Below are 20,414 nucleotides of genomic sequence, written 5' to 3'. Positions count from 1 at the left end.
GTTTCAGGCTTTCGCCCGACCCGACTAAATCTCGCACTTACTTCCGCCGCTGGTACCGCGCCCGCAGCCAGAAGATCAGGAAGAAGCCGAGAACCAGCAGCGCGCCGACGAAAAACGCCAGCAGCGGCGAGTAATTGCCGATCCACAACACGATGGTCGGCATGAGATAGATGACCACCGCCGCGCCGAAGAGAATGGCGGCAGCAGCGATTGCCTGTGATTTCGCTTCTGGCGTCATGTGGTTTTCCCGCCGGCAAATTCGGCCCTCAGATCTTCCAGCCGCTTTTTCTGCCGGCCGTCTTCATCGAAATTGTCGGGCGAGAGCCAGGCCTCGAACCCTGCCTTGATCCCCGGCCACTCACTGTCAATCATCGAGAACCAGGCCGTATCGCGGTTGGCACCGCGCGAGATGATGTGCTGCCGGAACACGCCTTCGAAGGTAAAGCCGTAACGCAGCGCGGTCACCTTGGAAGGCTCGTTCTCGTTGTGGCATTTCCATTCGTAGCGACGATAATCAAGCGTCTCGAACACGTGGCGAGCCATCAGGTAATGCAGCTCCGTCGACATCGGCGACCGCTTCATCGCAACGCCGTGCGCGACGGACCCCACCTCGATCACACCATTCTTCGGGTCCGGCCGCATATAGCTCGCCATGCCGACAACCGCGCCAGAGGCGTTTTCACGCGCAACCAGCGTTACGAAGCCGAGGTTCGCATTCACATTGTCCAGCCACGCGCCGAACTCTTCGGCAGTCGAATATTGATCGTTCGGAAAATAGCGGATCAGCTCGTTGATCCCCTCGGCACCGCCCAGCGCCTCCCAGAGATCAGCCAGATGCTTTTCACGGTCATAGGGCTCGAGCGTCACGAACCGTCCGGTCAGGGTGACGGGGCTGGGGGCGGCAACTTTGTAATTGGAAAGATCGCGCATTCGGGCAGGTCCAGCAAGATGCGCAGCGGCTGCGTCGCAACCGCTGCAGATGAGGCATCAAGGCTTAGGCCAGCACCTGTCGAAAGGCAACCGGCGGAGACGATCGATGGAGCTCACAGCTGCGCTTCGATGGCGGCCTTGTCGACAATCGACCAGACCTGCACGATCTTGCCGTCGCGGAACCGATAAAAGACGTTTTCACTAAACGACACCCGGCGCCCATTGACCGGAAGCCCCAGAAACTCGGCCCGAGGCGAACACTCGAACAGCAACCGGCTGACCACATGCGGCTGATCGACGACCAGCAGATCAATGCTGAAGCGAAGGTCGGGAATATCGCTGAAATTCCCGACAAGCATGTCGCGGTAGCCGGACAGCCGGAGCGGCCGGTCATTATGGATGACATCGTCATCCACAAAGTCCCCGAGCCGCCCCCAGTCCTGCCGGTTCAGGCAATGGATGTAATCGCGGTAGATGTCACCGAGATCGTTACCCATGTTCCCGCCCTTTAAGCGGGCACTTTTGCCGCGGTGACCGTCGCATCGATATGCTCAAGCAAGGCATCGGGCAGGCCGAGGCGTCCCGCGAGAAGATCGAGGTAACCGCGCTCGGCCCGTGTATCGGGATCGATCGTCATGCGGGTCGCGGTGTAAAGCTCCACCTTCTGCTCCTCGGTGCGGGCAGCGGCGACCAGATCGTCGATATCGACAGGGTTCGCAAGCTCGTCACGGATAAACGCTTCCGCCTCGTCGCCGAGATCGACCTCATGCACCTTGTTCATGATGTTGGCCCGCTCGGCCGCATCGATATGGCCGTCCGCCTTGGCGGCGGCGATCATGGCGCGCACCAGGGTCAGGGCGAAATCGTTGGTAAGCTCAGGCGACTGCAGCGAAAACGGGCTGTCCGGCGGCGGCAGCGCGATAGGCTCTGCAGCAGACGGCGTCGGCTGAATCGCTGCCTGCGGCGACTGGCCGGATTTGTAGTTCTTGTAGGCGAGATACCCGAGACCCGCGACAGCTGCGATGCCGCCCACCGTCACCACATTGCCGGCAATCTTGCGGCCGGTCTTGGTGCCGAGAAGTGCGGCGGCAATGCCTGCAGACTTCAACGGATTGTTCTTCGCCATATCGCCGAACTGCCCAGCCCGGCCCTTCACGCTTCCCGAAAGACCGGGAACCTGCGAACCCAGGAACTGGTCAAGAAGCTTTTTTGCGTCGAACATCCGTATCTCCTACTGTTGAATTCGAACACGGAGATAGGAACGGCAACACAGGAAAACAATTTTCCCGCGCTGCCGATAACGAAAATGTCAGAAACGGCGTCTGGCCCCACGCCCTATCGCAGGTTCTGCTGCAGTCCGTCGGCGATGTCGTAATAGTCGCCCTTATCGGCCACGAAGATGTGCTTCTTCAACCGTGCACCGGTCGATGCATCGAACGCACCCATCGCGACCGCGATCCAGTCGCGCTGCGTCGGATCCCAGAACAGCGAGGACCCACAGGTCCCGCAGAACCCGCGCCGCACCTTTTCGGAGGATTGATACCAGCAAACATTCTCGCCACCCTCGACGGCCAGCTTGTCCCGGGCGACATCGACGGATGCGAAATAGTGGCCGGATTGCTTTCGACAGGCCGAGCAGTGGCACGCGTCGGGCGCGGCAATGTCACCTTCGATGGTGAACGTCACTGCGCCGCAGAGGCATGATCCCCTATGGCGCAGTTCATGTTCGTAAGAGCCATTCTGCATAGGGACCTCCATGGTCCCATGCTGGTCATTCCGGCTTTCAGCGTCAAGCCCTGAGGGCGAATGCCTCGGAGGCGAGCTTGGTGATGGCGGCCCAGTCGCCGGCTGCGACGAGTTCCTTCGGGGCTACCCAGGAACCGCCGACGCAGATGACGTTGGGGAGCGACAGGTAATCGTTGGCATTCTTCAGCGAAATGCCGCCGGTCGGGCAAAACAGCGTGCCTGCGAGTGGCGACGACAGGGCCTTCAGATAGGCGGCGCCACCGGCCTGTTCGGCAGGAAAGAACTTCATCACGTTGTAACCGGCTTCCCGGAGCGTCATCACTTCGCTGGCAGTCGCTGCACCCGGCAAAAGCGGAACCGGCGAATCCTTGGCGGCCGCGAGAACACCCGGAGAAACGCCCGGAGACACGATAAAGGTCGAACCGGCCTTGACGGCGGCTTCCCAGTCTTTCGCGTTGAGGATCGTGCCGGCTCCGACATTGGCGCCTTCGACTTCGGCTGCAACAGCCTTCACGGCGTCGAGCGCTGCCGGCGTGCGCATGGTGATCTCGATCGCCCGGAGCCCGCCGGCGACCAGCGCCCGGGCGAGCAAGACAGCCGACTTCGCATCGTCAACGATCAGCACCGGAACGACGGGCTGCAATTTCAGGATGGTCAGCAGCTTTTCAGTCTTGCTTGGGTTCTGGCCCGGATTCTGGTCAGCCATGAAGAACACTCCCTAAAACGATTGAAATCCCTTGCCCGGAAATAACGGTCGATCACGTCATTGTCGAGAACAAATCCCCCGATCGACGCAACCTCGGGCCCCTTGCCGACTTCTCTTAAGCACCCGGCCGAAGCACCGCTTTACCATGCTCTTGCCGATACTCTTGCCCTTGTGCATCTTTGCGCTACGGTACATCTCCACAACCAAGACGAGGCCCATGGGACAGGAAATCGAGCGCAAGTATCTGGTCAAGAACGATGCCTGGCGGAACGAGGTCGCATCCTCCTCGCGCTTCCTGCAGGCATATATCGCCGTTGCCGCTGATCGCTCGGTTCGTGTTCGCATCATGGATGACGAGAAGGCCAAGCTGACGATCAAGATCGGCTCGGAATTGCTCTCTCGCTCGGAGTTCGAATACGAGATCCCGCTCGCCGATGCCAAGGACATGGCAGCAGGTGCCACCGGCATCGTCCTCGACAAGACCCGCTTCAATGTCGAGCATCAGGGCTATACCTGGGAAGTGGATGTCTATGAGGGCGTCTATAACGGCCTGGTTGTCGCCGAGGTCGAACTTCAAAGCGAAACCGAACGTCCGCCGATACCGGACTGGATCGGCGACGACGTCACCGGCGATCGTCGCTATTCCAATGCCGTGATGGCCAACCAGGATCTGAGCCGGGAGCTTCTCGATGGCCTACCACCTGCGACCCGATAAGCCGTTTACCGCCGAGTTTGTCGCGGTTGCGGAGCAGCAGCTGTCGAAGGCGGTCCGCTATCTCGCCGACAAGCCCGATGGTGCTCACACGGCGATCCACGATGCGCGCAAGCGTTTCAAGCGCGTGCGGGCGCTGTACCGCCTGATCCAGCCGGACGCCAAGGATTTCAGAAGCCGGGAAAACACCCGGGTCGGCGACATGGCCCGCAGCCTCTCTGCCGTGCGCGATGCAACGGCGCTTGTCGAAACGGTCGATTATCTTGCCGGCCAGTCCACGCTGCCGGAAGAACAGGCGGCACTTGCCTTCGCCCGCGATGCTCTTTCCAAACGCCGCGACGAGATTGCCAAGCACCAGGAAGACTTGCCCGCCCGCATGGCGACGGCGGTGATCATCTGCCACGAAGCCATCGACGCGTTGCACGGCCTCTCCCTCGACGACCGGCCGGAAAAGACCGCTAACCGGCTTGCCAAGGTCTGGAAGAAACAACGCCTGCAGGCGCTTGCCGCGATCAAGGAATGCGAGGGCAATGCCCATGCCGAGGCATTCCACGAACTGCGTAAGAGCGGCCAGACCTACTGGATGCATCTTGCCCTTTTGCGCGACATCTGGCCGTCGGCGATGCGCGCCAAACAGGCCGAGGCGAAATCACTGGTCGATCTTTTAGGTCACGAGCACGATCTTTCCGTTCTCTCGGGCCTCGTCAACGAAAGCCCCGACCTTTTCGGCGACAGCGACACGCTGGCGCGGCTTCTCGCCGCCATCATCGCCCGCCAGCAGGCGCTCCGCAAGGAAGCACTGCCGATTGCCCAGTCGGTGTTTTCCGATAGCGCCGCCGCCGAAAGCAAGCTTGTCGCACTCCTCTGGAAACACGCGGCGTCGTGACGACGACGACGCCCGATCCATTGCGCAACAGCGCATCTGGTTGTATGGGACCGGCATGACCGAAAGCCACCTTCTCCCCCGCCCCGAAGCCACGGGCGCATTTCTCGTTGCCGCGCTCTATCACTTTGCGCGGTTCGAACGATTTGGTGAGTTCCAGACGCCGCTGCAGGCCTTTTGCGACGCGCGCGGCATCAAGGGCACGCTGCTGATCGCCCGCGAAGGCATCAACGGTACGGTGGCGGGTTCCGATACTGATATCGCCGAGCTTCTGACATTCCTGCGCGCCCAGCCCGAATTCACCAGTCTGGAGCACAAGGAAAGCCGCGCATCGAAAATGCCCTTCGTGCGCATGAAGGTAAAGCTCAAGAAGGAAATCGTCACGATGGGGGTCGAGGATATCGATCCCAACAGAATCGTCGGCACCTATGTCGAGGCCAAGGACTGGAACGCGCTGATCTCGGATCCCGAGACCATCGTCATCGATACCCGCAACGATTACGAGACCGCGATCGGGATTTTCAAGGGCGCAGTCGACCCCAACACCAAGACGTTTCGCGAATTCCCGGACTGGGTGAAGAACAATACCGGCCTGCACAACAAGCCAAAGATCGCCATGTACTGCACTGGCGGCATCCGCTGCGAAAAGGCGACAGCCTTCATGAAGCAGCAGGGTTTCGAGGACGTCTACCACCTGAAGGGCGGCATTCTGAAATATCTGGAACAGGTGCCGGAAGAAGAAAGCCTCTGGGAAGGCGCCTGTTTCGTGTTCGACGAGCGCGTCTCCGTCGAGCACGGCCTGAAGGAAGGCAACCACAAGCTCTGCCACGCCTGCCGCAACCCGATCACCGCCGAAGAGATCACCTCGCCCAAGTATGAGGAAGGCGTCTCCTGTTCCCATTGCTACGACAGCCGCACCGAGGAAGACCGGTTGCGCTACCGTCAGCGGCAGCTCCAGATCGCCCTCGCCAAACAGCGCGGCGTCAAGCATATCGGCAGCTAAAGCGTCCACGAGAAGGATGGAGTAACCTGAAAAACATCCTTTTCGTCTGCAGCCAGAACAAGCTGCGCAGCCCGACGGCCGAGCAGGTTTTTGCAGAATGGCCCGGCATCGAGGTGTCGTCCGCCGGCACCAACAATGATGCCGAAAACCCTCTCTCAGCCGAATTGATCGAATGGGCCGACATCCTCTTCGTCATGGAACGGACCCACCGGGCAAAGATCCAGCAGAGATACCGATCGAAGCTCAAGGGCAAGCGGCTGATCTGTCTCGATATACCTGACGATTACGGGTTCATGGATGCGGGCCTGATTGCAATCCTGAAGACAAAGGTGCCGCGGCATCTCTAGCCTGAGACGTTTTCATGCAATCCGCTTTCCGTCCCGTCCCCGGTCGGTGCGGTAGATGACGTCGATCTCATGGGCTTCCATCGGCCGACCGAAGAAATAGCCCTGCAATTCATCACAGCCCGTCATCCGCAACTTCAACGCCTGGTCCTCGCTCTCGACGCCTTCCGCCGTCACCGGCATGCCGAGCGAACGGGCAAGCGCCACGGTCGCCTGCAACGTCTGAACCGCGTGGTCACCCTCGGACATTGCATGCACCAGCGAGCGATCGATCTTCATCCGGTCGAAACCGAACTGCCGCAGATATCCGACGCTTGAAAAACCAGCGCCGAAATCGTCGAGAGCGATCTCGACACCGAGCTTTTTCAGCCTGGCAATCGCTGCGCGAGCGCGGTCTGGGTTCTGAATAAAATACCCCTCGGTCATTTCCAGCGTGATGCGCGACGGATCGGTTCCGGTCTTGCGGAACATCGAGGCCACATGCTGCGAAAATTCGGGATCACGGAACTGGCCGGGCGAGATATTGACGGCAAGCTTGATGCCGGGCCAGTCGGCGATGCGCTCGCAGGCCCGGTGCATGACGAACAGACCCAGTTGGTCGATCAGTCCGCTTGACTCCGCAATCGGAATGAAAACGTCCGGCGGCACCGGTCCGTAACCCTTGCGGGTCCAGCGGGCCAACGCTTCGACGCCGATCAGCCGCCAGTTCGTTGCATCCACCACGGGCTGGTAGACGATGTTGATTTCGCGCCGCTCGATGGCGATCCGCAGGTCCACTTCCAGCCGGTTGCGCTCCTCGCGCTCGGCATCCATTTCCGGCCGGTAATTCTCATAGCGGCCGCGGCCGGTTTCCTTGGCACGGTACATCGCCATGTCGGCCCGACGGACAAGCTCTTCTCCCGGCACGTTGCCGCGCGGCGAGATGGCGACACCGATACTGGTTCCGATCACAGCCACCCGTTCGCCGATGACGAAGGGCTCGCCGAAGAAGCCGAGAATGCGGTCGCAGAGAATAGGTGCCACCGGAGATGCCCCCATCACCGGCAGAGCGATGGCGAATTCGTCGCCGCCGACGCGCGCCAGGATCGCCTCGCTGCCAACAAGCGTCTTCAACCCGGCCGCCACGCCGCGGATCAGCTTGTCGCCGGTCCCGTGACCATAGGCATCGTTGACTTCCTTGAAGCCATCGAGATCCAGATAGAGAAGCAAAACATGCGCGCCCTGCGCCCGGCTTTCGAGAACAAGGGCGTCGAGAGCGGTAAAGAAACCTGAACGGTTCAAAAGCCCGCTCAACCGGTCGCACATCGCGAGCCGTCTCGCATCAGCTTCGTCGCGCTTGAGCTGATTTAGGGTGATGCTGCCACTGACCACGAGCAGCAGGAAAAACAGCCCGACCATGGCAAGCGCGCCATAGACCAGAGGCTGCACCTGGGAGAAGCCGAGGTCGCCCGGACGCCGCGGCTGCCACGAAAGCTTGACCAAAAGCTTGCCGTGCAGGTTGCGAAGTTCGACACTGTTGCTGGTCTGATCGGTCTTGTCGATGAACCGCAAACCCTCGACAACATAGGTCCTTGCAAGTTCCGCCACCTTCTTTTCGTCCAGCTGGCGGGCAAAGACGAGAAACCGTCTCTCCGAGAGCGGCTTGTCGAGCGCGCCGGATTTTTCGCGCACCAGGGCGACGCCGACAGCCGCAACGCCGTCGCGTGTCTGAACAAAGCCCGTGGCTTCCGGCAGACCGTCGCGACCCGTGGACAGGACCCGATCGAACAAGGTCCAGAGCGACGTATCGAAATACTCGCGCGGGTTCCATTCTGCCGGACGTCCCTCCTGATAGGACATCAGCACGTTGCGCTCGGTGTCCATCACGATCGCGATATCGAACAGGCCGCTGTTGGACGTCATATCGCCGTAATTGCTGACAACCCAATCCTGGCCGTCCTGGGCATAGACGAACTGGGCAGCATCATCCCATGCCGAATAATCGTTGAGGGTGGCCTGAAGCTGGGTTCGGAAGGTCTGCAGCGCGCCTTCGGTGGTCTGCATCGAGCGGCTGTCGTCATACCGGTTGGCATAATCTGCAATGCGGCCGACGGCCGTCAGAATGAAGACGGTCACGAGCGTGACGACGACTGCGAACAGGACAAGTTGCATCGCCACGACAGACCGACGGCCGGCCGGAACGGAACGCCGGAAATGTGACGGCATGAACAACAATAGCCCGCCCCTTCATTAAGGGGGCCACATTGGACGGCGATCTCTTCAGATATCGTTAACTTCAATAAGAAAAGCCGGTCTCCGCGGAGACCGGCCTCGATTAGATCACTTCACTCTGAGATCCTACCGTCTTTCGACGTGTTACCAGGACGGAATGACGACGCCCTTGAACGTGTCGAGCACGAACTGCTTCACCTCAGGGCTGTGATAGCTGTCGACCAGCGTCTTGACCCAGGCTGCATCCTTGTCCTTCGCGTTGATCGCGATGATGTTGATGTAAGGTGCCTTTTCGCCTTCCTTGGCGATCGTGTCCTTGGCCGGGTTGAGACCACCCTCGACCGCGAAGTTGGTGTTGATCACTGCCGCATCGACGTCATCGAGCGAACGCGGAAGCTGAGCTGCGTCGAGCTCGGCAAATTCGATCTTCTTCGGGTTTTCGGTGACGTCGGCCGGCGTTACCTTGAGGCCCTTTTCGGCATTGAGCTTGATGAGACCCTTGTCGGCCAGGATCAGCAGCGCGCGGCCGCCATTGGTCGGGTCGTTGGGGATCGAAACCGTAGCACCTTCCTTCAGTTCGTCGAGGCTCTTCACCTTCTTGGAATAGACACCCATCGGGAAGTTGACGGTTGTGCCGACGGCGATCAGGTCGAACTTGCGGTCGGTTACCTGATTGTCGAGATACGGCTTGTGCTGGAAGGAATTGGCCTGAAGCTCGCCATCAGCCAGCGCCTGGTTCGGGACGACATAGTCGGAGAATTCGAGGATATCGATGTTGAGGCCCTTGGGGGCTGCGATTTCCTTGACCTTTTCCATGATCTGCGCGTGCGGACCGGGCGTCACGCCGATCTTGATGTCTTCGGCAAAGGCCGATGCGGCAGTGAGCGCACTGAAGGCGGCCGCGAGAATGATGTTCTTCATGTCTGTCTCCTTGGATTTGAAAGAATGAATGGCTTGTTGTTGATCAGGTCTTGCGGTTGCGCCTGTCGAACCGTCGGGCCAGACTGTCGCCGGCGCTCTGGACCAGCTGAACCAGAACGATCAGCACCACGACGACGGCAAGCATGACTTCCGGCATGAAGCGCTGGTAACCGTAGCGGATCCCGAGATCGCCGAGACCACCGCCGCCGACCGCACCGACCATCGCCGAATAGCCGATCAGGCTGACCATGGTCATGGTGAGCGCGAGGATCAGGCCGGGCCGGGCTTCCGCGAGCAGCACCTTGAAGACGATCTGCATCGGCGAAGCCCCCATGGCGCGGGCCGCCTCGATGAGACCGCTGTCGATCTCGCGGATCGCCGCCTCCACGAGCCGCGCAAAGAACGGAATGGTGGCGATCGTCAAAGGCACGATCGCCGCATTGGTGCCGATCGAGGTTCCCGTGATCAACCGGGTAAACGGTATGATCGCAACGACCAGAATAATGAACGGCGTCGAGCGCGCGGCATTGACGATGAGGCCGATGACGCGGTTGGCCGCCGGTGCCGGAAACAGCTCGCCACGGCCGCTGGTGGCAAGAAAAATGCCGATCGGCAGCCCGATGGCCGAGCCGATCAAGCCGGCGATCGCCACCATCTGCAGCGTCTGGGTCAGCGCCTTGGTGAGAAGGTTGATGAGCATCTCAAGCGACATAGCCGAGCACCTCCGTCTTCAGGCCGGTCTCGGCATAGAATTGTTGCGCCCGCGCCATCACGGCCGGGTCCGCGGAATAGGAGACGACCAGCGATCCGAACGGCTCGCCCGCGATCTCCTCGATCGCGCCCGCCAGAATGTTGACGTCGGCGCCGAGTTCGACAACCAGACGCCCCGTCAGCGGCTTGAAGGCCGTGTCGCCGAAAAACACCAGCCGCACCAGCGCCCTGTCTCCCGCCGATGGTTGCCGTTTGATGCCGTTGCGAAGCCATTCCGGCAGGTTGAGCGAAGAGGCGAGCAACGTGCGCGTCGTCTCGTGCCTGGGATCGGCATAGACTTCGAACGTCCGCCCGGCCTCCACGATGCGCCCGGCATCGATCACCGCTACATGGCTGGCAACCGTCTTGACCACTTCCATTTCGTGGGTGATCAAGAGCACGGTCAGCCCGAGTTCGGCATTGATGCGCTTCAGAAGATCAAGGATCGAATGCGTGGTCTCCGGATCGAGCGCCGAGGTGGCTTCGTCGGACAGCAGCAGTTTCGGATCGGTTGCCAGCGCGCGGGCAATGCCGACGCGCTGCTTTTGCCCACCGGAGAGTTCGGACGGGTAGCGCCCGGCCTTGTCGCCGAGACCGACGAGATCGAGCAGCGGGCCAACCTTGGCCTTGATCGCCGCCTTGTCCACACCGGCAATCTCGAGCGGCAGCGCCACGTTGTCGAAGGCCGTTCGCGAGGACAGCAGATTGAAATGCTGGAAGATCATGCCGACCTGGCGGCGCAGCGAACGCAAACCGTCTTCGCTGAGCCCGCCCACTTCGACGCCATCGACCACGACCGTGCCGGACGTCGCCTTTTCAAGCCCGTTGACCAGCCGGATCAGAGTCGACTTTCCGGCCCCGGATCGGCCGATGATACCGGCGATGGAGCCGCGGGCGACCGAAAAATCGATACCGTCGAGCGCGGTGAATTCGGGCTGCCCGGACGCACCGCCGAACCGCTTCACCACCTTTTCGAACGACACCATGGGCGCAGCATTCGCCACGTCAGGCGAAGCGGCATCGGCCACGGCAGTAACAAGTGTCATGATAAGCTCACACGTTCAGTCAGGTCATCCCGGCGACAAGGGTCGCCGTCTCAATTCATGCAGCCAAGCGGCACATTCGATGACAGGTGACTTTGCGGAGCATTCGATCGGCTTTCAATGAAGCCGGGAGGCCTCGTTATTGATGGCGCATCAATGCCCCGCCTGCGCCACATTTTACAGGGATGAGATTTCAAATTCGGCGAACACGAGAAAAAATCTTCTACGCAGCGCAAAATTAAGCCGGTGCGTGGTTACCCTTGGGGAACTCTGCAGCCAGATCCCGATACCATTTGCCGCTCTGCTTGATCGTGCGAACCTGCGTCTGATAGTCGACATGGACGAGGCCGAACCGCATCTGATAGCCCTTGGCCCACTCGAAATTGTCCATCAGGCTCCACGCGAAATAGCCCTTCATCGGATAACCGTCGCGGGCGAGATCCGCGACGACGCCGAGATGTTCGACATAGTAGTCAAGCCGCATCGTGTCATCGATTGTGCCGTCGGCGCCAAGATCGGTATTGTCGCAGGCACCGTTTTCCGTGACGTAGCATTCCGGCAGGTCGTAGCGACGGTAGAGATCCTCGACCAGCAATTTCATGGCGGGCGCATAGATCTCCCAGCCGATATCGGTCACCGCCGTTTCGACGAAGGGCGCAGGCTGCGTTGCCGGGAATTCCGCACCCTCAGCGGTATCGGCAAGAACGCGCATCGGCGTGTAATAATTGAGGCCCCACCAGTCGAGTTTCTGGTTGATGACGGCAAGATCGCCGTCTTCCACTTTCGGCATCCGATCGCCAAGCGCCGACATCAGCGACGCCGGATATTCGCCCTTGAACACCGGGCCGAAAAAGGCGCCGTTGTGGAAGTCGAAGGCACGCTCGGCAGCAGCGCTATCTTCGGCGCTATCGGAACCCGCAATGACGGAATGTGCGTTGAGGACGAGACCAACAGGCACATTCGGCGTCACATGCCGGATCGCTTCGACCGCCAGTCCATGCGCGAGATTGGTGTGGTGCATGGCGGCAAGGGCCGCCTCCATGTTGCGCTCGCCCGGCGCATGCTCGCCGTAGAGGTGGCTCAGCCACACCGAGCACCACGGTTCGTTGAATGTCGCAACCGAATCCAGCCGGTCCCCAAGACGCGCCATCACCACCTTGGCGTAGCGCTGGAAGGCGTAGGCAGTCGATCGCGCGGCCCAGCCGCCGTCGCCCATCAGCGCCAGCGGCAGGTCCCAGTGATAGAGCGTCGCGAAGGCCTTGATGCCGCGCGCCTTCAATCCGTCGATCAGCTTGTCGTAGAAATCGAGCCCCTGCTCGTTGATCCGGCCGGTGCCCTCAGGAATGATCCGCGGCCACGCCAGCGAGAACCGGTAGGCGGAAACGCCCATGTCCGCGATCAGATCGAGATCCGCTTCCCAGCGATTGTAGTGATCGCAGGCGATATCGCCATTGTCGCGGTTGTGAACCCGCCCCGGCATGTTGGAAAACGCATCCCAAATGGACGGCTTCCTGCCATCCGCCTTGGTCGATCCCTCGATCTGGTAGGCGGCGGTCGCAACGCCAAACGTGAAGTCACCCGGGAAGCGGGCTGCGAGAATTTTGGGATCAGTCATGAGGATGCCGCCATATGGAGGTGCGACCGAGACAATGACCCCGACCGTCATAGCAGCGACGTGTACCCAAATGCCCGCCCGTTGTACAGGTTTTGGAGCGCGAAAACCCGTTCAGCGCGACGAGCTCGTTCGCGATTATCGTCTTAAGTACGCTCTATACTATCTCTCATAGTGAAAACGGCACTGGATGATTTGAAGTTGCTGGGTGCTTCCTTTACCCGACACACAATACACCAGTCGATGCTCCCCAAGAATGCGCCTCGACCAAAACCCGGAGAGACTGCCCTTCAGCGGTTCCGGTTTTCCAAGCCCCTTGAAGGGCGATCTCTTCGTATCCCTGATCAGCTCGTTGATTTTCTCGACCATCGATTGATCGACGCTTTGCCAGTATTGGTACTCTTCCCAGGCGTTTCCCGTCCAGAGAAGGTTCATGTCAGAGAGTCGGGTCTTTTTCGATCAGCTCTTCTCCGCGAAGCTGCGCAATACTCTCGCGCAGCCGATCAGAATTCGCTGGAGTGGAAAGAAGGTGCAGAGTTTCCTGCATGCTCTCGTATTCGCCCTCAGCAATCAGAACCAACGCCTCTGACCCCTGACGCGTGACCAGCAAAGGAGCGCGAGAGGCGATCACGTTGTCGAAGTGGGTCGCAATGTTCTGCCTAAACTCGGTCAAACGAACGTGGGCCACAATGCTCTCCTCTCAGAATGTACATATATCTGTACAGATTGAATGGAAATGTCAATATTGGGCTCCTGACACTGGAGGTAGATCCGGCCGCGGCGAGGGTTCCAACGCCTATCCGGGTGCCGCCACCTCTTCCCCAGGCCCCTCATCCGGCTGCGTCCTGCGGACCCTTCTCTCCGCAGTTGGGGAGAAGGTCCTTTGCCGCACGCGCCTTGCCCCGATCGAGCCACGTCCCCTCTCCCCGTCTACGGGGAGAGGGTTAGGGTGGGGCAGACGCCGCCCACCAAGTCTTTACACCTTCACCCAAGCACCATTGTTCCGAGACGACTCCACGCAGGCCTCGACAAAGGCGACGCCCTTCACGCCGTCGTCGACGGTTGGATAGATAACCGCCTCGTCCAGTTTCGCGCCCGTCCGGTGGGCGTGAATTGCCAGTGCCGCCTCCGTGTAGATCGTTGCAAAGGCTTCGAGATAACCTTCCGGATGACCCGATGGAATGCGGGAGACACGCGCAGCAGCGGCGCCGGAACCGGCGCCATTGCGGGTGATCAGCCGCTTTTCTTGCCCGAACGGCGTGAACCACAGGTAGTTCGGATCGGCCTGCACCCATTCGATGCCGCCCTTGGTGCCGTAGACGCGGATTTTCAGGCCGTTCTCGTGGCCCGGCGCCACCTGGCTGCACCAGAGCATGCCCTTGGCCGGCTTCTCGCCGTGTCTTGCCGCGAAGCGCAGCATGACATGGGCATTGTCGTCGAGCCGGCGGCCCTCAACGAAACTGTCTAGATCCGCGGCAAGGCTATCGAGCTTCAAGCCGGTGATGAAGCAGGCAAGGTTATAGGCATGCGTGCCGATATCGCCGGTCGAGCCGCCGGCACCCGATTGGGCCGGATCGGTACGCCACACCGCCTGCTTGGCGCCGGTCTGTTCGACCGCCTCGGTCAGCCAGTCCTGCGGATATTCCGCCTGGACGATACGGATATCGCCGAGCACGCCACTCTCGACCATCTCGCGGGCCTGGCGCACCATCGGATAGCCGGTGTAGTTGTGGGTGAGGATGAACAGTGCGCCGCTCTCGTCGGCTACCTGCTTCAGCGCCTTCGCGTCGGCAAGGTTGGAGGTCAGCGGCTTGTCGCAGATGACGTGGATACCGCGCTTGAGAAAAGCTTTGGCGGCATCGAAATGAACATGGTTCGGCGTGACGATCGACACCGCCTCGATGCCGTCCTCACGCTCCGCCTCGCGGCTCGCCATCTCCTCATAGGAGCCGTAGGTTCGGTCCGTATCAAGCCCGAGTTCCCGCCCCGATGCCGCCGATTTCTCCGCCGTCGAGGAAAGCGCGCCGGCGACAAGCTCGAACCGGTCATCCAGCCGCGCCGCCATCCGGTGCACCGCGCCGATAAAGGCACCTGATCCGCCGCCGACCATGCCGAGCCGGATACGGGGTGCGCGTGTCTGTTCGTCCTTGGCTTCGATGGTCACGATGATGTCTCCTTGGAAATTCATTGCGGGGAAAGTCCCCTCTGGCCTGCAGGCCATCTCCCCCACAAGGGGGGAGAGACCCCTCCGCAACGTCTCGGGTCATGACCGAAGGGTGCGGCAGGTTAAGCCCTCCCCTTGTGGGGAGGGGTTTCTATGAAAGCCCCAGCATCCGCCTGTTGGCCGCCTCGTCCGTGCCGCCGGCGGCAAAGTCGTCGAATGCATGTTCCGTCACGCGGATGATGTGGTGCTTGACGAATTCCGCGCCTTCGCGGGCTCCGTCTTCGGGATGCTTCAGGGCGCATTCCCATTCGACCACGGCCCAGCCGTCGAAATCGTTGGCCGCCATCTTGGAAAAGATCGCCCCGAAATCCACCTGACCATCGCCCGGCGAACGGAACCGTCCGGCCCGGTTCACCCAGCTCTGGAAGCCGCCATAGACGCCCTGCCGCCCGGTCGGATTGAACTCCGCGTCCTTGACGTGGAACATCTTGATCCGGTCTTTGTAGATGTCGATATTGTCGAGATAATCCAGGCATTGCAGCACGTAATGCGAGGGATCGTAGAGCATGTTGGCGCGCGGATGGTTCTTTACCCGCTCCAGGAACATCTCGAACGTGACGCCGTCATGCAGGTCCTCGCCGGGGTGGATTTCGTAGCAGACGTCGACGCCGTTCTCTTCCGCATGGTCGAGGATCGGCGTCCAACGGCGGGCAAGCTCGTCGAAGGCGGTCTCGACCAGACCGGCCGGGCGCTGCGGCCAGGGATAGATGTAGGGCCAGGCGAGCGCGCCGGAAAAGGTGGCATGCGCCGTGATGCCGAGATGCTTCGAGGCTGTGATCGCCATCTTCACCTGCTCGACCGCCCATTCCTGACGTGCCTTCGGATTGCCGCGCACTTCCGGCGCAGCGAAGCCGTCGAAGGCGTCATCATAGGCCGGATGCACGGCGACCAGCTGCCCCTGAAGATGGGTGGACAATTCGGTCACTTCGACACCGTTCTGGCGGGCGACACCGGCGAACTCGTCGCAGTAATCCTTCGACGAGGCAGCTTGTCTGAGGTCGATCAGCTGGCCAGCCCAGGTCGGCACCTGCACACCGAGATAACCCTTGTCGGCCGCCCATTTGGTGATGCCGTCCCAGCTGTCAAACGGCGCCTTGTCTCCGGCAAACTGACCGAGAAAAATGCCCGGACCCTTGATCGTCTTCATGGTGTTTCCTTTCCGATATGCCGCCCTCGATGTCGGGCTCGGTGCGTTCCGCAAACTCTCCGGCATTCCTGTGCTTGTCACAGGAATCCAGTGACCCGATTTCCGGCGGGTCAGAGCAATTTTCTTCAGCCCAGCGACTTGGGCTGGCTTGAATCCCTGTCACGAGCACAGGGATGACGCGAGGAAAGAGGGCGTCTTGCGACAAACGCCCCCTCTCGCCTTGGTGATCTCAGAACGGCGAGTCGGCGAAGTAGAAGTTCTGCGCATTCTCCTTCGTCACCAGCGTGGCGTCGAGGATATAGTTGCCGCTGACCGGGACCTGATCGTAGAAGTTGGCCGCCGTCAGCTGCATGGCGGTTGCCACCATCGCCGGCGGATAGAGCACGTCGACCGGCATCATCTTATCGCCGTCCATGACGCGCTTGATCATGTCCTTGGAGCCGGCACCACCAACGACATACTGAATGTCGGTGCGCTTCGCCTGCTCGATCGCCTCCAGCACGCCGACGGCCATGTCGTCGTCCTGGCACCAGACCACATCGATCTTCTGATGCTTGGTCAGAAAATCCTGCATCACCTTGAAGGCGTCGTCGCGGCTCCAGTTGCCGTATTGGCGCTCCAGCACCTTCACCTTGGAACCGGCGATCCCCTTGTCGAACCCGTCTTGGCGCTGCTGGTCGATCGGGATCGGCAGGCCGCGGATCACGACGACCTGCGCTTCCGGCGTCTTCTCGGCGATGTACTTTCCAGCCACTTCGCCAAGCGCCGGGTTGTTGCCGGCCACGTAGAGATTACGGATCGTGTTGTCGTTGACCGATGGTGCACGGTCGACCAGCGCCACGAACTTGCCGTCGTCCTTCACCTGCTGGATCGCGGTGACCAGCTGATCCGGATCGCTCGGCAGGATGACGAGCGCATCGATGCCCTGCACCGCCAGATCCTGCACCGCGTTTGCCTGGCTCGCCGGATCCGCCGAGGTCTTCACGATGACATTGAGGCCCTTGTGCTCGGCCATCAGAAGTTTCGCGACGCGTTCGGCATGGAACACCACGCCCGCCGTCCAGCCATGGTCGGCTGCCGGAATGGACACGCCGATCGTGACCTTCTTCGCCTCCTGTGCAAGCCCGAGGCTTGGTGCGGCGGCAACCGACGCTGCAAGACCTGCAACGCCGAGACCGAATGTTCTTCTATGCATGTTCTCTCTCCCAGAGTTTAAGGGGTCATCCTCCCGAAACCGGACCCGCCCCAGAGGCCCGGCCAAACCATTGGTCTCAGCGACCCGAAACCCCTCCCCGCCCTGCCCACAAGGGGGCGGGCTTAACCCGGCAGCTATCGCCAACACTCGATCGAGGCAGGCGATTGCGGCAAGTCTTCTCCCCCCCTTGTTGGGGAGATGGCCGGCAGGCCGGAGGGGTCCCGTAACAACCTCTTACTTTCGCATCAGCGACCTCTGCACCAGCATGGCGATGATGATGATCGCGCCCTGGATCGCTCCGATCAGATATTCCGACACGAAGTTCGACAGAATCATGATGTTGCCGACGATTTCCAGAATGAAAGCGCCGCAGATCGTGCCCCAGATGCGACCCACCCCGCCCCGAAGTGCCGTCCCGCCAACAACGACCGCCGTGATCGCCTGCAATTCCCACAGGATGCCTGTCGTCGCAGACGTCGATCCCAGCCGCGGCACGTAGATCATGACAGCAACAGCCACGCAGAGGCCCTGCACCACATAGGCGATGGTGCGCACCTTGTTGACCGAAATGCCCGAATAGCGCGCCACTTCCTCGTTCGATCCGACGGCGATCACATGACGGCCATACCGGGTGCGGTAGAGCACGAAGGCAGCGAGCGCCGCCGTCACGAAGATCACGATGATCGGGATCGGCACGCCGAACACGTCGCCGAAATAGACCGGCCGGTAAAGCTGCTGCAACTGCCGGTCCTTGAGCGTGATCGCGCCGCCCTGGGAAAGCCAGGTCGTCAGGCCGCGATAGATGCCCATCGTGCCGAGCGTCGCAATAAACGGCTCGATCCGCCCGAGCGTCGTGATCAGCCCGTTCGCCAGCCCGCAGGCCGCCCCCAGAACCAGCGCCACCGCCATGCCGGCCATCAGCATCAGCATCGGATCGGCAATCACGCCGGAATTCATGAACAGGATCATCAGGCTTGCGACGAAAGCGACCATCGCCCCGACCGAGAGATCCAGTCCCCCGGCCGAAATCACATAGGTCGCCCCAAGCGCGATCACCGCGATAAAGGCGCTGCGGGTGATGACATTGGTGAGGTTGGCAAGCGACACGAAATTCGGGTTGGCGAAATAGCCGAGCACCAGAAGCAGCGCCAGCGCAACAAACGGCGCGATGGCCGCCATGTCCCAGTCGCGCGAAGTCTTCGGCGCCTTCGTCTCAGTTACGACTGCACTCATGCCGCCTCCCCCTTAGCGAGTTGTGGCGCGGGTCGTAAAACCCCCTCTGGCCTGCCGGCCATCTCCCCCACAAGGGGGGAGAAGACGCGAGGCACCCGCCTGCCAAACTCGCCCTGACGATCGGCAAGCCTGATGCCGGGCTGCGACGGCACCGCCGGGTTAAGCCCTCCCCCTTGTGGGGAGGGTGGGGAGGGGTTTCTTCTCATGCCGCCTCCCCCGCATCACGGCCGACATTGACCCCGGTTGCAAGCTGGACGATCTCGTTTTCCGTCATGTGGTCTCCCTGAACTTCGCCGACGATCCGGCCGCCGCGCATCACCAGAATGCGGTCGCAGATGCCGATCAGCTCCGGCATTTCGGAAGAGACGACGATGATCGAGCGCCCTTCCGCAGCCAGAGCGGCGATGAATTTGTAGATCTGTTCCTTGTTGCCGATATCGATGCCGCGCGTCGGCTCGTCGATGATGACGACCTGCGGATCGAGCAGCATCATCTTGGCAAGCAGCAGCTTCTGCTGGTTGCCGCCGGAAAGCTGTCCTGCGAGGATCGTCTTCGTGCCGGTGCGGATGTCGAAATCCTCGATCGCCTTGTCGAGCGCCTGCGCTTCCCGCTTGCGATCGATCTGCAGGCCGCGGATGAACTTGCCAAGCGAGGCGAGCGTCAGGTTTACGGTGAGGTCCTTGGTGAGAAGCAGGCCCTTGCCCTTGCGGTCTTCGGAAAGATAGGCGACGCCCGCCTTGAGGCTCGAATGCACGTCGGTAAACTGAACCGGCCGGCCCCGTAGCGTCACCTTGCCCTTGGCCGGTCGAAGTCCGACCAGCCCTTCCATCAGTTCGGTGCGACCGGCGCCGATCAGCCCGGCAAAACCGAGGATCTCACCCTTGTGCAGGGTAAACCCGGCATCGCGCGCGTAGCCCGGCACATCGAATCCTTCCACCTGAAGCACCGTTTCGGGCGCGATGGCCGCCTGCCGGTCCGGATAGAGCTTTGCCACGTCGCGGCCCACCATCAGACGCGCCATGTCGGCCGGTTCCAGCTCGCTTGTCGGGTGCGAAGCGACCAGTCGCCCGTCGCGCAGCACCGTCACGCGGTCGGCGATCTCCTTCACCTCCGGCAGCCGGTGCGAGATGTAGAGCACGCCGACGCCCTTGGCGCGGATATCGGTGATGACCTTCAACAGCGCTTCGGTTTCGTGCGGCGTCAGCGAAGCCGTCGGTTCGTCGAAGATGACGATGCGATGCGGCACCAGCAGGACCCGCGCGATCTGCACCAGCTGGCGCTGCGCGATCGAAAGCCGCGACACGATCGTCTCGGGATCGATATCGGCACCGAGATCGCGGATCGCCTCTGCGGCGCCTGCATTCATCGCCCGGTCGTCGAGAGCGATGCCCTTTCGAACCTCGCGTCCGAGATAGATGTTCTGCGCCACCGTCAGATCCGGTGCGAGAAGGATCTCCTGATGCACCAGCACGATGCCATGCTTTTCCGCATCGACCGGCCCCGAAAAGCTGACGACCTGTCCGTCGATCGCAAGTTCGCCGCTTGTCGGGTGATGGTTGCCGGCAAGGATCTTCATCAATGTGGATTTGCCGGCGCCGTTTTCGCCGATGATCGCGTGGACCTCTCCGGCACGAACAGTGAGCGCGATATCCTTGAGGACTTCGACAATGCCGAACGTCTTTGAAAGGCCGCGCGCATCGAGCAGAGGCGCAGCCGTATGCCCGGACGCATCAACCATGCACCGGCCTCAAAAT

General features: G+C 61.1%; 22 protein-coding genes. 4 read left to right on the top strand and 18 right to left on the bottom strand.

What is annotated here, in order from left to right; translation table 11 throughout:
• Positions 1–37: 37 nt before the first annotated feature.
• The 6 genes from BLW69_RS02470 to BLW69_RS02445 all read right to left on the bottom strand — a co-directional run bounded on the left by BLW69_RS02470 (position 38) and on the right by BLW69_RS02445 (position 3,382).
• Positions 38–238 (bottom strand): hypothetical protein, encoded by a 201-nt coding sequence (locus tag BLW69_RS02470; protein ID WP_062582124.1) that lies wholly within the window; start codon positions 236–238, stop codon positions 38–40.
• Positions 235–930, bottom strand: coding sequence for a GNAT family N-acetyltransferase (locus BLW69_RS02465; protein ID WP_092659726.1), 696 nt, complete (start codon positions 928–930; stop codon positions 235–237). The genes BLW69_RS02470 and BLW69_RS02465 overlap by 4 nt, the downstream gene beginning before the upstream one ends.
• A 113-nt stretch (positions 931–1,043) precedes the next feature.
• Positions 1,044–1,427, bottom strand: coding sequence for an ester cyclase (locus BLW69_RS02460; RefSeq protein ID WP_092659724.1), 384 nt, complete (start codon positions 1,425–1,427; stop codon positions 1,044–1,046).
• A gap of 11 nt (positions 1,428–1,438) precedes the next feature.
• Positions 1,439–2,152 carry a tellurite resistance TerB family protein gene (locus tag BLW69_RS02455; protein ID WP_062461148.1) on the bottom strand — a complete coding sequence of 238 codons (714 nt, stop codon included), beginning with the start codon at positions 2,150–2,152 and terminating at the stop codon, positions 1,439–1,441.
• A 113-nt stretch (positions 2,153–2,265) separates the two neighbouring features.
• Entirely contained in the window at positions 2,266–2,676 is a 411-nt protein-coding gene (locus tag BLW69_RS02450) for a GFA family protein (RefSeq protein WP_092659722.1), read from the bottom strand.
• Positions 2,677–2,719: 43 nt separating this feature from the next.
• A complete protein-coding gene (locus tag BLW69_RS02445) occupies positions 2,720–3,382 on the bottom strand; it encodes a 2-dehydro-3-deoxy-phosphogluconate aldolase (RefSeq protein WP_092659720.1) in 663 nt (220 codons plus the stop codon).
• Between the two features lie 217 nt (positions 3,383–3,599).
• Here BLW69_RS02445 and BLW69_RS02440 point away from each other — a divergent pair, with 217 nt between their 5' ends.
• From BLW69_RS02440 to BLW69_RS02425, 4 genes are read left to right on the top strand one after another with little or no spacing between them, the layout of a single operon-like run.
• On the top strand, positions 3,600–4,097 hold the full coding sequence (locus BLW69_RS02440) for a CYTH domain-containing protein (RefSeq protein ID WP_092659718.1): 498 nt from the start codon (positions 3,600–3,602) through the stop codon (positions 4,095–4,097).
• On the top strand, positions 4,072–4,980 hold the full coding sequence (locus tag BLW69_RS02435; RefSeq protein ID WP_092659716.1) for a CHAD domain-containing protein: 909 nt from the start codon (positions 4,072–4,074) through the stop codon (positions 4,978–4,980). The genes BLW69_RS02440 and BLW69_RS02435 overlap by 26 nt, the downstream gene beginning before the upstream one ends.
• A gap of 55 nt (positions 4,981–5,035) precedes the next feature.
• Entirely contained in the window at positions 5,036–5,980 is a 945-nt protein-coding gene (locus BLW69_RS02430) for an oxygen-dependent tRNA uridine(34) hydroxylase TrhO (protein ID WP_092659715.1), read from the top strand.
• Positions 5,981–6,006: 26 nt separating this feature from the next.
• On the top strand, positions 6,007–6,327 hold the full coding sequence (locus tag BLW69_RS02425; protein ID WP_092660986.1) for a low molecular weight protein tyrosine phosphatase family protein: 321 nt from the start codon (positions 6,007–6,009) through the stop codon (positions 6,325–6,327).
• Positions 6,328–6,339: 12 nt separating this feature from the next.
• On the opposite strand, the gene BLW69_RS02420 is transcribed toward BLW69_RS02425, so the two are convergent.
• The 12 genes from BLW69_RS02420 to BLW69_RS02365 form a co-directional block, all read right to left on the bottom strand.
• Positions 6,340–8,529, bottom strand: a complete 2,190-nt coding sequence (locus BLW69_RS02420; RefSeq protein WP_244508729.1) for a bifunctional diguanylate cyclase/phosphodiesterase — start codon at positions 8,527–8,529, stop codon at positions 6,340–6,342.
• Between the two features lie 150 nt (positions 8,530–8,679).
• The gene (locus BLW69_RS02415; protein ID WP_092659711.1) at positions 8,680–9,456 is read right to left on the bottom strand and encodes a MetQ/NlpA family ABC transporter substrate-binding protein; all 777 of its coding nucleotides are present in this window, start codon (positions 9,454–9,456) and stop codon (positions 8,680–8,682) included.
• A gap of 43 nt (positions 9,457–9,499) precedes the next feature.
• Positions 9,500–10,168 (bottom strand): methionine ABC transporter permease, encoded by a 669-nt coding sequence (locus tag BLW69_RS02410; RefSeq protein ID WP_062461169.1) that lies wholly within the window; start codon positions 10,166–10,168, stop codon positions 9,500–9,502.
• A complete protein-coding gene (locus BLW69_RS02405; protein WP_092660984.1) occupies positions 10,158–11,192 on the bottom strand; it encodes a methionine ABC transporter ATP-binding protein in 1,035 nt (344 codons plus the stop codon). The genes BLW69_RS02410 and BLW69_RS02405 overlap by 11 nt, the downstream gene beginning before the upstream one ends.
• 295 nt (positions 11,193–11,487) lie before the next feature.
• Positions 11,488–12,864 carry a GH1 family beta-glucosidase gene (locus tag BLW69_RS02400; RefSeq protein ID WP_062583082.1) on the bottom strand — a complete coding sequence of 459 codons (1,377 nt, stop codon included), beginning with the start codon at positions 12,862–12,864 and terminating at the stop codon, positions 11,488–11,490.
• 159 nt (positions 12,865–13,023) lie between these two features.
• Positions 13,024–13,296, bottom strand: coding sequence for a Txe/YoeB family addiction module toxin (locus BLW69_RS02395; RefSeq protein ID WP_062461172.1), 273 nt, complete (start codon positions 13,294–13,296; stop codon positions 13,024–13,026).
• A 1-nt stretch (position 13,297) separates the two neighbouring features.
• Positions 13,298–13,549 (bottom strand): type II toxin-antitoxin system Phd/YefM family antitoxin, encoded by a 252-nt coding sequence (locus BLW69_RS02390; protein ID WP_092659709.1) that lies wholly within the window; start codon positions 13,547–13,549, stop codon positions 13,298–13,300.
• A gap of 288 nt (positions 13,550–13,837) precedes the next feature.
• On the bottom strand, positions 13,838–15,025 hold the full coding sequence (locus BLW69_RS02385; RefSeq protein ID WP_092660982.1) for a Gfo/Idh/MocA family protein: 1,188 nt from the start codon (positions 15,023–15,025) through the stop codon (positions 13,838–13,840).
• Positions 15,026–15,176: 151 nt separating this feature from the next.
• Positions 15,177–16,232 (bottom strand): sugar phosphate isomerase/epimerase family protein, encoded by a 1,056-nt coding sequence (locus tag BLW69_RS02380; RefSeq protein WP_092659707.1) that lies wholly within the window; start codon positions 16,230–16,232, stop codon positions 15,177–15,179.
• Positions 16,233–16,461: 229 nt separating this feature from the next.
• Positions 16,462–17,427 (bottom strand): substrate-binding domain-containing protein, encoded by a 966-nt coding sequence (locus BLW69_RS02375; RefSeq protein WP_062582095.1) that lies wholly within the window; start codon positions 17,425–17,427, stop codon positions 16,462–16,464.
• A gap of 234 nt (positions 17,428–17,661) precedes the next feature.
• On the bottom strand, positions 17,662–18,660 hold the full coding sequence (locus BLW69_RS02370) for an ABC transporter permease (protein WP_062461179.1): 999 nt from the start codon (positions 18,658–18,660) through the stop codon (positions 17,662–17,664).
• 202 nt (positions 18,661–18,862) lie between these two features.
• Positions 18,863–20,398 (bottom strand): sugar ABC transporter ATP-binding protein, encoded by a 1,536-nt coding sequence (locus BLW69_RS02365; RefSeq protein ID WP_092659705.1) that lies wholly within the window; start codon positions 20,396–20,398, stop codon positions 18,863–18,865.
• Between the last annotated feature and the right edge of the window lie 16 nt (positions 20,399–20,414).

It is taken from the genome of Rhizobium sp. NFR12 (assembly GCF_900108545.1).
GTDB classification, from domain to species: Bacteria; Pseudomonadota; Alphaproteobacteria; order Rhizobiales; family Rhizobiaceae; genus Neorhizobium; species Neorhizobium soli.
Note: the sequence above shows the minus strand (reverse complement) of the source record. Positions and strands in the feature narration are given on the sequence as shown.